The sequence below is a fragment of the Sinorhizobium terangae genome (assembly GCF_029714365.1).
Classification (GTDB): domain Bacteria; phylum Pseudomonadota; class Alphaproteobacteria; order Rhizobiales; family Rhizobiaceae; genus Sinorhizobium; species Sinorhizobium terangae.
In genome coordinates, this window is the sequence record NZ_CP121660.1 from 857,200 (window position 1) to 872,123 (window position 14,924).

Annotated in this window: 15 protein-coding genes; 13 read left to right on the forward strand and 2 right to left on the reverse strand. The window is 62.7% G+C overall.

From position 1 onward, the window contains the following. The first annotated feature begins 10 nt into the window (after positions 1–10). The 5 genes from QA637_RS22695 to QA637_RS22715 are packed head-to-tail and all read left to right on the forward strand — an operon-like array spanning position 11 to position 3,956. Positions 11–949, forward strand: coding sequence for a dioxygenase family protein (locus QA637_RS22695; protein ID WP_283067043.1), 939 nt, complete (start codon positions 11–13; stop codon positions 947–949). Next, the gene (locus QA637_RS22700; protein ID WP_283067045.1) at positions 949–1,701 is read left to right on the forward strand and encodes an SDR family NAD(P)-dependent oxidoreductase; all 753 of its coding nucleotides are present in this window, start codon (positions 949–951) and stop codon (positions 1,699–1,701) included. Before QA637_RS22695 ends, QA637_RS22700 begins: the two co-directional genes overlap by 1 nt. After that, on the forward strand, positions 1,701–2,579 hold the full coding sequence (locus QA637_RS22705) for a beta-keto acid cleavage family enzyme (RefSeq protein ID WP_283067046.1): 879 nt from the start codon (positions 1,701–1,703) through the stop codon (positions 2,577–2,579). Before QA637_RS22700 ends, QA637_RS22705 begins: the two co-directional genes overlap by 1 nt. 29 nt (positions 2,580–2,608) lie before the next feature. After that, positions 2,609–3,613 carry a quinone oxidoreductase family protein gene (locus QA637_RS22710; RefSeq protein WP_283067047.1) on the forward strand — a complete coding sequence of 335 codons (1,005 nt, stop codon included), beginning with the start codon at positions 2,609–2,611 and terminating at the stop codon, positions 3,611–3,613. 10 nt (positions 3,614–3,623) lie between these two features. After that, positions 3,624–3,956: a cupin domain-containing protein gene (locus QA637_RS22715; RefSeq protein WP_153437294.1), complete on the forward strand. Its 333-nt coding sequence runs from the start codon at positions 3,624–3,626 to the stop codon at positions 3,954–3,956. A gap of 75 nt (positions 3,957–4,031) precedes the next feature. Here QA637_RS22715 and pepT read toward each other — a convergent pair whose 3' ends face one another. Both pepT and QA637_RS22725 read right to left on the reverse strand, forming a co-directional pair. Then, a complete protein-coding gene (gene pepT, locus QA637_RS22720) occupies positions 4,032–5,264 on the reverse strand; it encodes a peptidase T (RefSeq protein ID WP_283067048.1) in 1,233 nt (410 codons plus the stop codon). Between the two features lie 120 nt (positions 5,265–5,384). Next, a complete protein-coding gene (locus tag QA637_RS22725) occupies positions 5,385–6,335 on the reverse strand; it encodes a LysR family transcriptional regulator (protein ID WP_153437292.1) in 951 nt (316 codons plus the stop codon). Positions 6,336–6,428: 93 nt separating this feature from the next. Between QA637_RS22725 and QA637_RS22730 the strand changes: the two genes are divergently transcribed. From QA637_RS22730 to QA637_RS22765, 8 genes are all read left to right on the forward strand, one after another. Beyond that, complete coding sequence (locus QA637_RS22730; RefSeq protein WP_153437291.1) at positions 6,429–7,304, forward strand: dioxygenase family protein; 876 nt, start codon at positions 6,429–6,431, stop codon at positions 7,302–7,304. Continuing rightward, a complete protein-coding gene (locus QA637_RS22735) occupies positions 7,301–8,362 on the forward strand; it encodes a maleylacetate reductase (protein WP_283067051.1) in 1,062 nt (353 codons plus the stop codon). The genes QA637_RS22730 and QA637_RS22735 overlap by 4 nt, the downstream gene beginning before the upstream one ends. Before the next feature lie 39 nt (positions 8,363–8,401). Continuing rightward, on the forward strand, positions 8,402–9,682 hold the full coding sequence (locus QA637_RS22740; RefSeq protein WP_283067053.1) for an ABC transporter substrate-binding protein: 1,281 nt from the start codon (positions 8,402–8,404) through the stop codon (positions 9,680–9,682). 103 nt (positions 9,683–9,785) lie between these two features. Further along, the gene (locus QA637_RS22745) at positions 9,786–10,505 is read left to right on the forward strand and encodes an ABC transporter ATP-binding protein (RefSeq protein WP_153437288.1); all 720 of its coding nucleotides are present in this window, start codon (positions 9,786–9,788) and stop codon (positions 10,503–10,505) included. Beyond that, positions 10,505–11,224, forward strand: coding sequence for an ABC transporter ATP-binding protein (locus QA637_RS22750; RefSeq protein ID WP_153437287.1), 720 nt, complete (start codon positions 10,505–10,507; stop codon positions 11,222–11,224). Before QA637_RS22745 ends, QA637_RS22750 begins: the two co-directional genes overlap by 1 nt. Continuing rightward, positions 11,211–12,074 (forward strand): branched-chain amino acid ABC transporter permease, encoded by an 864-nt coding sequence (locus QA637_RS22755; RefSeq protein ID WP_283067056.1) that lies wholly within the window; start codon positions 11,211–11,213, stop codon positions 12,072–12,074. The genes QA637_RS22750 and QA637_RS22755 overlap by 14 nt, the downstream gene beginning before the upstream one ends. 9 nt (positions 12,075–12,083) lie before the next feature. Then, the gene (locus QA637_RS22760; RefSeq protein ID WP_153437285.1) at positions 12,084–13,169 is read left to right on the forward strand and encodes a branched-chain amino acid ABC transporter permease; all 1,086 of its coding nucleotides are present in this window, start codon (positions 12,084–12,086) and stop codon (positions 13,167–13,169) included. Then, complete coding sequence (locus QA637_RS22765; RefSeq protein WP_283067057.1) at positions 13,162–14,916, forward strand: FAD-dependent oxidoreductase; 1,755 nt, start codon at positions 13,162–13,164, stop codon at positions 14,914–14,916. The genes QA637_RS22760 and QA637_RS22765 overlap by 8 nt, the downstream gene beginning before the upstream one ends. The last annotated feature ends 8 nt before the right edge of the window (positions 14,917–14,924 follow it).

Below are 14,924 nucleotides of genomic sequence, written 5' to 3' on the forward strand. Positions count from 1 at the left end.
GAGAAGCAGGATGCAACACGTAACAGTCGAGCCGAAACTGATCGAAACCGTCGCTGACGTCACGCCGACCGTATTGGGCGCGATGTCGCGCACATCCAACCCGCGGCTCAAGCAACTGATGGAGTCCATGGTGCGCCATCTCCACGAATTCATCATCGAGACGCGACCGACCGAGGAGGAATTCGAATATGGACTGCGCTGGATCGCGGCGCTCGGCCACCACACCCATGAGACCAACAACGAGGTCGTGCTCGCAGCCGACGTGCTCGGCGCTTCGACGCTGATCGACCTCATCAACAACGACGGGATGCAGGGCGAGACGATGTCGGCGCTGCTCGGTCCCTTCTATCGTGGGCAAGCGCCGGCCTGCGAGTGCGGTGACTGCATCGCGCGCTCCGAAACGCCCGGTCCGACGCTTTATTTCAAGGGTCGGGTCACGGGCGTCGACGGCAAGCCGATTGCCGATGCGAAACTCGACGTCTGGCAGGCATCCCCGGTCGGCCTCTACGAAAATCAGGACGCGGAGCAGGACGATTTCAATCTCCGCGGTGTGTTCCGCACCGATGCCGACGGACGCTTCCACTTCACCTCGGTGAAGCCGGCCGGTTATCCGGTGCCGACCGGCGGGCCCGTAGGCGACCTTCTGCGGGCGCAGCGGCGCCACCCGATGCGACCCGCGCACATCCACTTCATCGTATCGGCCCCGGGTCACAAGACATTGATCACCCAGATCTTTTCCGACACGCCGCAGGCGCTGGTGACGGATGTGGTCTTCGGAGCCAAGACCCAGATCGTCGGCAAATTCGTCGAGCATACCGAGCAGCATCCCGATTACCCGGAGACCCCGCTGCCTTTCTACAGCTGCGAATACCAGTTCAAGCTGATCGAGGGTGAACCGACCTATCCGGTTCCGCCGATCTCCGGCAGCAAATCGGGAGGGCATCGGTAATGCGTTTGTCTGATGCCCTGTCGGGAAAAGTTGCAGTCGTCGCCGGCGGTTCCGGCGGCATCGGGCGGGAAGCCTGCCGCCTGTTTGCCGAAGCCGGCGCCCGAGTCGTGGTTGGTTACCGCTCCGGAAAAGAGAGGGCAGAGGCGATCGTCGCAGCCTTGCCGGGCGAGGGACACATCGCCCTGCCGGTGTCGATCGAGGATACGTCGACCATCAATGCGTTTCGGGACCGTACGCTCGCTGCGCTTGGGCGCGCCGACATCCTCGTGAACACCGCCGGCGTGACGAGCCCGGTCGCCCACGCCGACCTCGAAGGCCTGACCGATGAACTGATTGATCAGATTTTCGTCAACAACTGGCGGGGCGTTTTCTCGACCGTGCGCGCCTTCGCCCCGGCGCTGAAAGCGCATCGGGACGGGCTGATCGTCAATGTCTCGTCGATTGCTGCCTTTACCGGCATCGGCTCGAACATCGCCTACTGCGGTGCCAAGGCAGGGCTGGACATCATGACCAACTCGCTCGCGCGCGCGCTCGCACCGGATATCCGCGTCATGGCGGTCTCGCCGGGCGTCGTCGATACCGAATTCGTTCCGGGCCGCGGGCAGGAGTTCAAGGAGAAGGCAGCGGCCGCAACGCCGCTCAAGCGCCTGACGACTCCGACCGACGTCGCCGAGGCGATCCTTGCCTGTGCCACGCATTTGAAATTCTCGACGGGTACCCGGATCGTCGTCGACGGGGGGAGGCACCTCTGATGCAGCCGAAAGTCATCATCACCTGCGCGGTCACCGGCAATTTGACCACCAGGGAAAACCACCCCGGCCTGCCGGTGACCCCGGAAGAAATCGCCAGCTCCTGCCTGGACGCGGCGGACGCTGGCGCGGCCGTGGTTCATATCCACGTGCGCGATCCAGAAACGGCGAAGCCGTCGATGGAGATCCGATATTACCGCGAGGTGATCGATCGGATCCGCGCGAAAAATAGCGCCGTGATATTGAATGTCACGACCGGGCCGGGCGGACGCTATCACCCGAGCGACGAGAACCCCGCGGTCGCCGGTCCGCGCACGACGCTGATGCGCCCGGAACGGCGCGTCGAACATATTCTCGAGTTGAAGCCGGATATCGCGACGCTCGACCTCAACACGATGACCTTCGGCACCGAAGTCGTGATCAACACGCCCGGCAACGTCAAGATCATGGCTGATCTCATCAATGGGGCCGGCGTCAAGCCGGAGCTCGAGGTCTTCGACACCGGCGACATCCGACTCGCGCACGACCTCCTGAAGGCGGGCGTGCTCAAGTCTCCGGCGATGTTCACGATCGTCACCGGCGTGAAATACGGCTTGCCGTCGACGCCCGACGCCATGGCGCTAGCCGCGCGGATGTTGCCGCGCGACACGGTGTGGACCGGCTTCGGTGTCGGCCGCATGTCATTCCCGATGGCCGCCCAGGCCTACCTGCTGGGAGGACACGTCCGCGTCGGTCTCGAAGACAACTCGTACATCGCCAAGGGCGTGCTCGCGAAAGGCAACGGCGAGCTCGTCGAGCGTGCCCGCGACATCGTCGAGAAGCTCGGCGGGCAAATCGCCAGCCCGTTCGAAGCCCGAGAGATCCTGCAGTTGAAGGCCTGAGCGGCCGCATCCATGAAAAGGGGAATGCCATGAATATGCTGACTGATACGAAGGTCGCGAAAGCGCTGCGCGTCTCGCAAGCCTCCGCCGACCTCGACAATCTGCTGATCGACGTCGTCGATGTCAGCGTGCCGCGACCCGGACCGGGACAGGTGCTGGTGGAGATCGTGGCGGCAGGCGTCAACCCCAGCGATGTCAAGGCCTCGCTCGGCCACATGCCGCATGCGGTCTGGCCGCGCATTCCCGGGCGCGACTTCGGTGGCATCGTGCGGGAAGGCCCGAAATCGATGATCGGATTGGAGATCTGGGGCGGCGGCGGCGAACTCGGGATCAGCCAGGACGGCAGCCATGCCAAATGGATGGTGCTCGACCAGAAGGCGGTCCGCGAGAAGCCGAAGAATTTCACGATGGAAGAGGCGGGATCGATCGGCGTTCCGTTCATCACCGCCTATGAGGGCCTGCGCGAGGCCGGTGGCGTCCAGCCGACTGACGTCGTCCTCGTGTGCGGCGGCAACGGGAAGGTCGGACAGGCAGCGATCCAGCTTGCGACCATGGCCGGTGCCAAGGTCTTCGCCGTCGAATACAACGACCAGCCATTGCTCGGCCACACCAACGGTCCGGTCGAGATGCTGAACAGCAGCTGTGACGACGTGGCGGCGATCGTTCGGGAAAAGACCGGTGGCCACGGGGCGGATATCGTCTTCAACACGGTCGGCAGTCCCTATTTCGAGATCGCCAACAAGGCCATGGCGAAACAGGCCCGGCAGATCTTCATCTCGACATTCGATAGGGCCGTGCCGTTCGACATCTTCAACTTCTTCCGCGGCCGCCACAGATATATCGGCATCGATACCTTGGCGCTCTCATCGGTCGATGGCGCGCGCATCTTCGATCGGCTGAAACCGAAATTCGAGGAGGGGCTGCTGAAACCTTTCCCGATCAACCCGGCCACCGTCTACGGCCTTGCCGACGCGGCCAAGGCGTATGCCTCAGTGCTGCGCGGCACGCCGGATCGCGTCCTCCTGAAGCCGTGAGGTTTTGCGGATGCAGGTAACACTCTACCGGGAGGCGAAGCCCTACGAGGCGGCAGAGCATTACGATATGCGCTGCCTTCGTCTTCAGGGGAAGGAAGCGACCGCTACCGATACGATCTGGATCGGTCTGTCGCACCTTCTCCCCGGGGCGCACACATCGCTGAAGGATGCCTCCGTCGAGAAGATCTACATCGTCCTTGCCGGCGAGGTAACGATCGAGACGCAGGACGAGACGGTGACGCTGGGTTATCTCGACAGCTGCCGGCTTGCGCCGGGCGAGGCGCGCGCGCTGTCGAACCGAACCAATGCCCCCGCATCGGTGCTGCTGGCGATGCCTACGTGAAAAAGCTCGATCAGCGGCCGGCCCGAGATGCCGGCTGCTTTCTCCCGTCACATGGCAGCGCAGATGCAGGAAGGGTCAGGCGCGCTCTTCCCAGATCTTGGCCAGCTCGACGAGCGTCTCGACGCTTTTCTCCATGTCCTGCCGGCTGATCCATTCGAGCGGCGAATGGAAGGCATGGCCGCCGGCGAAGATGTTGGCGCAAGGCAGGCCCATATAGGAGAGCCTCGAACCGTCGGTGCCGCCGCGGATGCTGCCGCGTACCGGTGTCATGCCGGCGCGGCGGATTGCCTCCACGGCATTCTCGACGATCTGCGGATGGCGATCGAGGATCGCCTTCATGTTGCGGTACTGCTCCTTCACCTCGAACGCGTAACTCGAACGGGGAAACTCCGCCATGACGCCTTTCACGATGTCCTCGAGCATCTTTTCCTTCACGGCAAGGCCGCCTTCATCGAAGTCGCGGACAATGAAGGCAAGCGTGGCCTTTTCCATCGAGCCGGTGACGCCGATCGGATGGATGAAGCCGTCTCGGTCCGACGTCGCCTCTGGCGCAATGTCCTTCGGCAAGCGGTCGATGATGGCGCCGGCGATCTTGATGGCGTTTTCCATCTTGCCCTTGGCGAAGCCTGGATGGATCGCGACACCCTGAATGGTGATTTCGACGCCGTCGGCCGAGAAGGTTTCGTCCTCGATATGGCCAGCCGTTTCGCCGTCCACGGTATAGCCGAACTCGGCTCCGAGCTTCTTCAGGTCGACCTTGTCGACGCCACGGCCGACTTCCTCGTCAGGCGTGAAGAGAAGCTTGATCGTGCCGTGCTTGATGTCCGGATTGTCAACAAGGACTTGCGCCGCCGTCATGATCTCCGCGAGCCCGGCCTTGTCGTCGGCGCCGAGCAGCGTCGTGCCGTCAGTGGTAATGATGTCGTTGCCGATCTGGTTGCCGAGCTCGGGATTGTCGCTGACGCGGATGACCTGTTGCGGATCGCCTGAAAGCTGGATATCGCCGCCGGCGTAGTTTCGCACGACTTGCGGCTTGACATTGGTGCCGGTGAAATCGGGCGCCGTGTCCATATGCGAGCAGAAGCAGACTACGGGCACCGGCTTGTCGACATTCGATGGGATCGTGGCATAGACGTAGCCGTGCTCATCGAGATGCGCATCGGCAAGCCCGATCGCCAGCAATTCCTCGACCAATATCCGGGCAAGATTCTTCTGCTTTTCGGTGGATGGCTGCGTCGTCGACTTGGGATCCGATTGGGTGTCGATGACCACGTAACGGAGGAAGCGATCGATAACAGTGTCGGTCATGGAGAGGTCCAATCTGTTCGTCAACTTGGGACCGCTATAACCTTTGCCGTTCTTCGCGTGAATGCATTTTTTGCCCGGGCCGGATTCTTGTCCCGGGCCTCTGCCGTTGAGAGGTAACCATCATGCACCCCAAATGACGGATTGCTCATGACGCTTGATGAGATGCTTGAGGTTTTCGAATCCGGTGCGCACGTGCCGGGCGAACTGGTCCACGGCCGGCGTGCGCGGGGCGTCCGAGCGTTTGAGCAGTCCGAGTGCCCGCTCTGGATGCGGGATTGAGATCGGCAGCGCAGTAATGGATTTCTGGTTCCTCAGCGCAAAGACGACGCTGTGGGGCAGGATCGTCAGCGCGTCCGCCGCCTTCATGTAGTTGACGACGCTCATCAATGAACCGCCTGAATAGCGAATCTTGATCTCGGTCGCACCGAACGAGAGAAGCATGCTGCGCAGGTCGGCAAGCAGCGGGCTGCCGGGCGGCGGCGCGATCCATGGAAACTCGAGCAAGTGGGCCGGTTGCGGCTTCCGCTTCATCAACAGCGGATGCGTCACCCGGCATGCGACCACGTTGCGCCCCGGCAATATCTGTTGGAACTCGAGCCCCGATCCTTCGTCGAGAATATCGATGGGGCAGATGGCGAGATCGATCTGGTCCGCCTTGAGTGCCGCGCGAAGGTCGGGAAAGTAGCCGTAGGTCTGATCGACGCGGACATCGGGATAAAGATTCTGGAATTCCGCGATCATGCTGGCAATCAGTCCGTCCATGAAAAAGGGCGTGCCTCCGAGGCGCACGACGCCGCTGTGGCCGACGCGGAAGCTCTCAACCGTATCGGATGCCTTGCGTGACGCCGACAGCATGATCTGGCCATGGTCGGCCAAAGCGCGCCCGAGCGGCGTCGGCTGTAGCGGTCTGCGCCCCTTGATGAAGAGCGGTTCGCCGACGCGTCTCTCCAGCATGGAAAGCGTTCGGGAGACCGCTGGCTGCGACAGCCCGAGCAAGGCCGCCCCCTCGGTCACGCCGCCAGCCTTCACGACCGCGGCGAGCTGGATCAGATGGCGTTCATCGAACTTCATAACAATCAGTTATACTAGGTCGAAATAAAATCATCAACGCATTCCCGGTCCTGGATTAGCTTTCTCCTACCAGCCGATGTCTTGGAGGAGAGTATGTCGTCGAGGCCACTGGCGTTGAATTTCAGCGAGGCCAACTCGTCCGAGATCTTCGCACAACGACTTCCGCTATCGAACGACAAGCCGTTGCCGCAGGTATTGGCAGCGGTCGTCACCCATCTTCATCAGCTCATCAAGGAGCTGCGGCCGACACCTGCGGATTGGCGCAATGTCATAGCCTTCCTGACTGACGTGGGGCATGTCTCGGACGAACGCCGCCAGGAATGGGTGCTGCTTTCCGACCTCATCGGCGCCTCGGCCCTTGTCGAGGAAATCAATTCGCGTCGGCCGAGGGGCGCGACGCCGAATACGGTTCGCGGACCGTTCTTTCGCGCCGATGCGCCCGAGTTGCCCTCGGGCAGCAACATTTCTTTGGACGGCATTGGAGAAAGGCTCGAGGTGTTCGGATTCGTCCGGGATCTGGATGGCCATCCGATCGCGGGCGCAGAAGTCATCACCTGGCAAGCCAATGCCGAAGGTTTTTACGAGAACCAGCAGCCCGATCTTCAGCCGGAATTCAACCTGCGCGGCATTTTCAGGACGGACGAGGAAGGGGCGTTTCGGTATCGGACGGTCAAGCCATCCGGCTATCGCGTTCCGGATGACGGTCCGGTCGGCAAGCTTTTGCGGCAGGCGGGTTATCCCCTGTGTCGCCCCGCCCACCTTCACTTCATCGTCAAGGCGCCCGGCTTCGAAACGATCACGACTCATGTCTACGACGCCGGCGATCCGCATCTCGGCGAGGACGCGATCTTCGGGGTCAAGGAAGCGCTTGTTCGCGAGTTCAAGCCGCTGGAAGGGAAGGGCGCGCCGGCCTGGCGGCTCGACTTCACCTTCGTAATGGCGCGCGCGAGGCAAGGAGCGGACACATGAATCGCGATTTCGTCTATAGCGGCAGCCCTGCCCACATCATCTTCGGCGAAGGCAAAAGTGCACTGGCCGGCGAGTGGGTGGAGAAAATCGGCTGCAAGAAGGCGCTCGTGCTCTCGACGTCGCAGCAGCAAGCCGACGCCGAAGTTCTGGCAAAACGCCTTGGGCCGCTTTCTGCCGGGATCTTTGCGGGCGCCGTCATGCACACGCCGGTCGACGTGACCGAAAAGGCGATGGAGGTCGTTGCGAGAACCGGCGCCGATTGCGTCGTTTCACTCGGCGGCGGCTCGACCACCGGTCTCGGCAAGGCGATCGCCTATCGCATTGACCTGCCGCAGATCGTCATACCGACGACCTATGCGGGCTCGGAGGTGACGCCGATCCTCGGCCAGACCGAGGGCGGCCGCAAGACCACCGTACGTCATCCGAGCATCCTGCCCGAAGTCGTGATCTACGACCCGGCGCTTACGCTGGGGCTCCCGCTCGGCATGAGCATCAACAGCGGCCTGAATGCGATGGCGCATGCGGTCGAGGCGCTCTACGCGCAGGACCGAAACCCGATCTCGACCCTGATGGCAGTCGAGGGCCTTCATGCCTTCAAGACGAGCCTGCCGAAAATAGCCGAGTCTCCCCGGAACATCGGCGTGCGGGCCGATGCGCTTTACGGCGCCTGGCTTTGCGGAGCGGTGCTCGGCACCGTCGGCATGGCACTGCACCACAAGATTTGTCACACGCTCGGCGGCACCTTCGATACGCCGCATGCCGAAACGCACGCGATTATGCTGCCGCATACCGCCGGCTACAACGCCACCGCGGTTCCGGAACTGCTGGCTCCGGTCGCAGAGATCTTTGGCGGCTCGGTCGGCGGCGGCCTTTGGGACTTCGCCAAGGAAGCCGGCGCGCCGCTGGCGCTGAAGGACCTGGGTTTGAGCGAGCCCGATCTCGATCGCGCCGCGGAGATCGCCACGGAAAATCCCTATTGGAATCCGCGGCCGGTCGATCGGCGATCCATCCGTGACCTGCTGCAGGATGCCTGGGAGGGCAATCGGCCGGCACGCTGAAACACTCTTTGGGAGGAGAGGGAAATGGGAGGAGGAAGCATGTTTACCAGGCGTGATTTTTTGAAGACGACGGCGGCGACGGGGGCGTTTGCCGTCACGTCCGGCCTCGCGATGCCGGCGATCGCGCAGAACGCGCCGATCAAGCTCGGCTATGTCAGCCCGCAGACCGGGCCGCTCGCCGCCTTCGGCGAAGCCGACAAATTCGTCATCGACAGCTTCCTGGCGGCGACCAAGTCGGTGGGCCTCAACTACGAGGTCGTCGTCAAGGACAGCCAGTCGAATCCAAACCGGGCGGCGGAAGTTGCCAAGGAACTGATCGTTTCCGACGAGGTCAACCTCGTGCTGGTGGCCTCCACGCCGGAAACGACCAATCCGGTCGCGACCACCTGCGAGGCGGAGGAAATGCCCTGCATTTCGACGGTTGCTCCCTGGCAGCCATGGTTCATCGGCCAGCAAGGCAATCCGGGCGACCCGGCTTCCTGGAAGCCTTTCGACTATGCCTATCACTTCTTCTGGGGTCTCGAGGACGTCATTGCCGTCTTCACCAACATGTGGGCGCAAATCGAGACCAACAGGCAAGTGGCCGGCCTTTTCCCGAATGACGGCGACGGCAACGCCTGGGGCGACAAGACGGTCGGCTTCCCGCCCGTTCTGGACAAGATGGGCTACGCGCTCACCGACCCCGGCCGCTACCAGAACATGACGGACGACTTCTCGGCGCAGATCAACGCCTTCAAGTCAGGCCAGTGCGAGATCGTCACCGGCGTCGTCATCCCGCCGGATTTCACGACCTTCTGGAACCAGGCCAAGCAGCAGGGTTTCGCGCCGAAGATCGCCTCGATCGGCAAGGCGCTCCTGTTCCCGCAGGCGGTCGAAGCGCTCGGCAACGCCGGACACAATCTTTCGTCGGAAGTCTGGTGGACACCCAGTCATCCGTTCAAATCGTCGTTGACCGGCGAGAGTTCGGCCGAGGTCGCCGCAAGTTTTACCAAGACGACGAACCGGCCCTGGACGCAGCCGATCGGCTTCGCCCATGCGCTTTTCGAGCTGGCAGTCGACGTGATGAAGCGGACGGCCGACCCGAGCGACGGCGATGCGGTCGCCGAAGCGATCGCCGTCACGAGGCTCGACACCCTTGTCGGGCCGATCGCCTGGGACGGAAAAGACCTGCCGCCCTTCGCGGCGAAGAACGTTGCCAAGACGCCGCTCGTCGGCGGCCAGTGGCGGCTCAAGGACGGCGGCGGCTACGACCTTGTGATCACGGACAACAAGACCGCCCCGAACATTCCCGTCGGCGGCAAGATGGAGCCGATCGCCTGATCCGAAGCCGCTGACCCTTTTGAATCGATATCGATCGAGACGGGATAACGCCCTGCCGCCGCGTGGGACGGCGGGAGGGTACTTGTTCACGGGAGGAACGTGAATGGCCATTCTCAAACTGGAAGAGGTGTCGAAGAAGTTCGGCGCTCTGACGGTCGCCGAGCAGATCTCCCTTGCGGTCGGCGAGGGGGAAGCGCTGGGGATAATCGGGCCGAACGGCGCGGGAAAATCGACGCTCTTCAACCTCATCACCGGCAACATCGCGCCGGACAGCGGAACGATCCATTTCTGTGGGGCGGACGTGACCCGTCTGCCGCCGATGGCGCGCTGCCTCTCGGGAATGGGGCGGACATTCCAGATACCGCAGCCGTTCGAGCAACTGACCGTTTTCGAAAACCTGCTTGTCGCCGGTTCCTTCGGCACGCGGCGACGGGAAGCGGAAGTTTCCGACCGCTGCGCGGAAATCCTTGTCGACACCGGGTTGATCGACAAGGCCAACGCCCTGGCAGGCGGCTTGACGCTCTTGCAGCGCAAGCGGCTGGAACTCGCCCGAGCGCTCGCCACCGAACCGAAGCTCCTGCTTCTCGACGAGATCGCCGGCGGGTTGACCGAAGGCGAATGCCGCTCGCTGGTCGCCACCATCCGCTCCATCCATGCCAAAGGCGTCGCGGTGATCTGGATCGAACATGTGCTGCATGCGCTGAACTCCGTCGTCGAGCGCCTGCTGGTGCTGCATTTCGGCAGGGTGATCGGCATCGGCAAGCCGGATGAAATCATGGCCTCGCGCGAGGTGCGCGAAATCTACCTGGGGATCGAGATCTGATGGCGCTGATCGAAACCAAGGGGCTCAAGGCCTTCTACGGCGATTTCCAGGCGCTTTTTGGCGTCGACATCACCGTCGATGCCGGCGAGACGATCGCCATTATCGGCGCGAACGGCGCCGGCAAGACGACGTTGATGCGTTCGATATCTGGTGTCCTTGCCAATGACCCGGGTTCAATTCTCCATAACGATGCGCCGATCGGCGCCTTGCCGGCGCCCGACGTTCTTGCCCGCGGTATCGCCATGGTGCCCGAAGGGCGCAAGCTCTTTCCGTCGCTGACCGTCGAGGAAAATCTGCTTGTCGGCGCATACGGCCGCAGGGCGCAGGGCGAGTGGACGCTGGACAGCCTCTATGCGCTCTTTCCGGTTCTGAAAGAGCGGCGCAAGAGCCCGGCGATGGCCCTCTCCGGCGGCCAGCAACAAATGGTGGCGATCTGTCGGGCGCTCATGTCGAATCCGAGCGTGCTGCTTTGCGACGAGATCAGCCTCGGTCTCGCGCCGGCAGTCGTGCGCGCTATCTATGCCGCCTTTCCGCGCATTCGCGCAAGCGGCGCCTCCATAGTCATCGTCGAGCAGGACATCGGCCAGGCGCTGAAAGTTGCTGGCCGCGTCTACTGCATGATGGAGGGACGGATCACGCTCTCCGGCCGCGCGTCGGAGCTTGGCCATGATGAGATCCACAAGGCTTACTTCGGAGCGGAGCGCCATGAACTGGCTTGATACCATTCTTCAAGGCGTGCTGCTCGGCGGGCTCTACGCGCTTTTCGCTGCCGGCTTGAGCCTCGTTTTCGGAATCATGCGGCTTGTGAACCTCGCCCATGGCGACCTGATCGTGCTCGCCGCTTTCGTCATTCTTGCGCTTGTCACCGCGCTCGGCGTCAGCCCCTTCGTCGCCGCGCTCATTGCTGCCCCGCTGATGTTTGCTGCCGGTTGGGCGCTGCAATATTTCCTGCTCAATCGCGCGCTCGGCAAGGACATCCTGCCGCCATTGCTCGTGACCTTCGGCCTGTCGATCGTGATCCAGAATGGACTGCTCGAAGGTTTTTCCGCCGATAGCCGCCGCGTCTCGACCGGCAGCCTCGAATCGGCATCGATCGCGCTTGGCCCCGTCAATGCCGGCATCATGCCGCTGATGACCTTTCTTTCTGCGGTTGCCGTTATCGTCTGCCTCAACCAGCTGATCTATCGCACTGCCGTCGGCCGCGCCTTTCGCGCCACCTCGGACGATCCGGTAACTGCAGGCCTGATGGGCATCCGCCCGCAAAGGATGTTCGCGCTTGCAACCGGCCTGGCGATGGTGGTCGTGACTATTGCAGCCCTTTATCTCGGCACGCGCGCCAATTTCGAACCGACGTCAGGACCGGCGCGGCTGATCTACGCCTTCGAGGCTGTCATCATCGGCGGACTTGGCTCGCTCTGGGGCACGCTTGCCGGTGGCGTCATTCTGGGAATCGCGCAGACGGTCGGCGCTGCAATCAACCCCGAATGGCAGATCCTCACCGGGCATCTCGCCTTTCTCCTGGTTCTCCTTTTCAAACCGCGCGGCCTTTTCCCGCGCGCCGTGGATTGAGGTGCATCGATGTCGCTCGTCATTCCATCCTGGCAGGTCGAAACCCGAAACAAGACGTCGGCAGCCTTCGCTCTTGCCGCGGGTGCCGCGTTGCTGCTCGCCTTTGCGGTCCCGTTCCTCGTATCGCGCGGTGTCGTCCAGGATCTGTTCTTCATCCTGACGATGCTTGTGCTCGCGCAGAACTGGAATTTGCTCGCGGGTTACGCCGGGTTGATTTCTGTCGGCCAGCAGGCCTTCGTCGGCTTCGGCGCCTATGCGATGTTCGCCTGCGTCATCCTGTTCGGTGTTGATCCACTCATTGCCATCTTGACTGCAGGCGTGCTTTCGATGCTGCTCGCGATCCCGACCGCCTTCTTCACCTTCCGGCTTCAGGGGCCGTATTTCGCGATCGGGACCTGGGTGATCGCCGAGGTCGTCCGCCTGCTGCTGGCGCAGTGGAAAGCGCTCGGCGGCGGGACCGGAACGTCGCTGCCGCGAGAGGCGACCCGTGAGATGATCGGTGTCGGTTTGATGCGCGACGTCTTCGGCATGAAGGCGTCTGCGTCCAGCGATGCGCTGACCTATTGGATCGCGCTGATCCTGTTGGTGTCGACCATCGGCTTCGTCTACGGGCTGTTGCGCAGCAAGCAGGGGCTTGGCCTGGCGGCGGTGCGCGACAACGAGCAGGCGGCGCGGGCGGTTGGCGTGAATGCGCGACGAATGAAGGCGCTCGTCTATCTCGCCGCCTCGTTCATGACCGGCATCGCCGGCGCGCTGATCTACGTACAGAAGGCGCGCATCTCGCCGGACGCGGCCTTCTCGGTGATCGACTGGACGGCCTATGTGATCTTCATCGTCGTGATCGGCGGCATCGGCACGGTCGAGGGGCCGATCGTCGGGGTCATTCTCTTCTTTTTCCTGCAGAATCTCCTTGCCGGCTACGGCTCTTGGTATCTCCTGATGCTGGGCCTGATCGGCATTCTCGTCATGCTTTTCGCGCCGCGCGGTCTCTGGGGCCTCTTCTCGGACCGCACCGGTATCCAGCTTTTTCCGGTTCGCCGCCTTTTGCGGGGCGGATCACTCAATCGAGCGCATAAGGGAGGGCCTCATGGCTGACATCACTACGGACGTACTCATCATCGGCACCGGGCCTGCGGGATCGGCCACGGCCGCGCTGCTTTCGACCTATGGCATTGAAAACGTGGTGATCAATCGCTACCGGTGGCTCGCCAATACGCCACGCGCGCACATCACCAATCAGCGCACGATGGAGGTTCTGCGCGATCTTGGCCGTGACGTCGAGGATGAGGCCTATATGTTCGCCGCCGAGCAGGACCTGATGGGCGAGAACGTGTTCTGTACGTCGCTTGCGGGCGAAGAGATCGGCCGCATGAAGAGCTGGGGCAAACACCCGCTGAGCCGCGCCGAGCACCAGCTGTCCTCCCCAAGCCACATGAACGACCTGCCGCAGACCTTCATGGAGCCGCTCCTGTTCAAGACCGCCTGCTCACGTGGCACGCAGGCCCGGATGTCTACGGAATACATAAGCCATCAGCAGGATGCCGACGGCGTCACGACCACGTGCGTCGACCGCTTGACCGGCAAGGAGTTCACGATCCGCTCGAAATATCTGATCGGCGCCGATGGCGGCAATTCGAAGGTCGCCGAGCATGCGGGGCTTACCTTCGAGGGCAAGATGGGCGTCGCGGGTTCGATGAATATCCTGTTCGAAGCCGATCTCTCGCGCTATGTCGCGCATCGACCTTCGGTGCTCTATTGGGTGCTTCAGCCGGGCGCCGATGTCGGCGGCATCGGCATGGGTCTCGTGCGCATGGTTCAGCCCTGGCACGAATGGCTGATCGTCTGGGGCTACGACATCAACCAGCCGCCGCCGGAGGTAGACGAGGCGCATGCCAAGAAGGTGGTGCGCGATCTTGTCGGGGTACCGGATCTGGAGCCGCGGATCAAACAGGTCTCCACTTGGACGGTCAACAACATGTATGCGACGACCATGTCCAACGGCCGCGTATTCTGCATGGGGGATGCGGCCCATCGCCATCCGCCCTCGAACGGGCTTGGCTCCAACACGTCCATTCAGGATGCATTCAATCTTGCCTGGAAGCTTGCCTTCGTGCTCAAGGGCAAGGCCGGCTCGAAGCTGCTCGACAGCTACGGCGCAGAGCGTGCGCCGGTTGCCAAGCAGATCGTCACCCGGGCCAACAAGTCGATCGAGGAATTCGGCCCGATCTTCAAGGCGCTCGGCCTGCTTGACTCCATTGACCCGGTGAAGATGCAGCAGAACATGGATGCCCGCTGTAACAACACAGCGGCCGCGGAAGAGCAGCGCGCAGCGATCCGCAAATCGATCGCCGACAAGGTCTATGAGTTCGATGCTCACGGTGTCGAGATGAACCAGCGTTACCGTTCCGATGCGATCGTTACCGATGGGCAGGCCGAGCCCGCCTTCACCAAGGATGCGGAACTGCATTATCAACCGACGACATGGCCGGGGGCGCGGCTGCCGCATGCATGGGTTTTCTCCGGCGACGGGACCAAGGCCTCGACCCTGGATTTGACCGGCCACGGCAAATTCACGGTTCTGACTGGCATCGGCGGGGAGGGCTGGATCGAGGCCGCCCGCGCGGTCGGCCGCGAGCTCGGCATCGAGATCGCCGCCCACGTGATCGGGCCGCGCCAGCATTGGCAGGATTTTTCCGGCGACTGGGCGAACGCGCGCGAGGTGCGTGACAGCGGCATCGTACTGGTGCGCCCGGATCATCACGTCTGTTGGCGCAGCGACGTCATCGCTGCGGATCCCGTCGCCGAACTCTATCGCGTGATGACGGCGATACTCGACAAGTGAGGACCACT

Coding starts and splice junctions, on each gene's coding strand:
- QA637_RS22695 (WP_283067043.1), top strand. CDS start 11: ATGCAACACGTAACAGTCGAGCCGAAACTGATCGAAACCGTCGCTGAC.
- QA637_RS22700 (WP_283067045.1), top strand. CDS start 949: ATGCGTTTGTCTGATGCCCTGTCGGGAAAAGTTGCAGTCGTCGCCGGC.
- QA637_RS22705 (WP_283067046.1), top strand. CDS start 1,701: ATGCAGCCGAAAGTCATCATCACCTGCGCGGTCACCGGCAATTTGACC.
- QA637_RS22710 (WP_283067047.1), top strand. CDS start 2,609: ATGAATATGCTGACTGATACGAAGGTCGCGAAAGCGCTGCGCGTCTCG.
- QA637_RS22715 (WP_153437294.1), top strand. CDS start 3,624: ATGCAGGTAACACTCTACCGGGAGGCGAAGCCCTACGAGGCGGCAGAG.
- pepT (WP_283067048.1), bottom strand. CDS start 5,264: ATGACCGACACTGTTATCGATCGCTTCCTCCGTTACGTGGTCATCGAC.
- QA637_RS22725 (WP_153437292.1), bottom strand. CDS start 6,335: ATGAAGTTCGATGAACGCCATCTGATCCAGCTCGCCGCGGTCGTGAAG.
- QA637_RS22730 (WP_153437291.1), top strand. CDS start 6,429: ATGTCGTCGAGGCCACTGGCGTTGAATTTCAGCGAGGCCAACTCGTCC.
- QA637_RS22735 (WP_283067051.1), top strand. CDS start 7,301: ATGAATCGCGATTTCGTCTATAGCGGCAGCCCTGCCCACATCATCTTC.
- QA637_RS22740 (WP_283067053.1), top strand. CDS start 8,402: ATGTTTACCAGGCGTGATTTTTTGAAGACGACGGCGGCGACGGGGGCG.
- QA637_RS22745 (WP_153437288.1), top strand. CDS start 9,786: ATGGCCATTCTCAAACTGGAAGAGGTGTCGAAGAAGTTCGGCGCTCTG.
- QA637_RS22750 (WP_153437287.1), top strand. CDS start 10,505: ATGGCGCTGATCGAAACCAAGGGGCTCAAGGCCTTCTACGGCGATTTC.
- QA637_RS22755 (WP_283067056.1), top strand. CDS start 11,211: ATGAACTGGCTTGATACCATTCTTCAAGGCGTGCTGCTCGGCGGGCTC.
- QA637_RS22760 (WP_153437285.1), top strand. CDS start 12,084: ATGTCGCTCGTCATTCCATCCTGGCAGGTCGAAACCCGAAACAAGACG.
- QA637_RS22765 (WP_283067057.1), top strand. CDS start 13,162: ATGGCTGACATCACTACGGACGTACTCATCATCGGCACCGGGCCTGCG.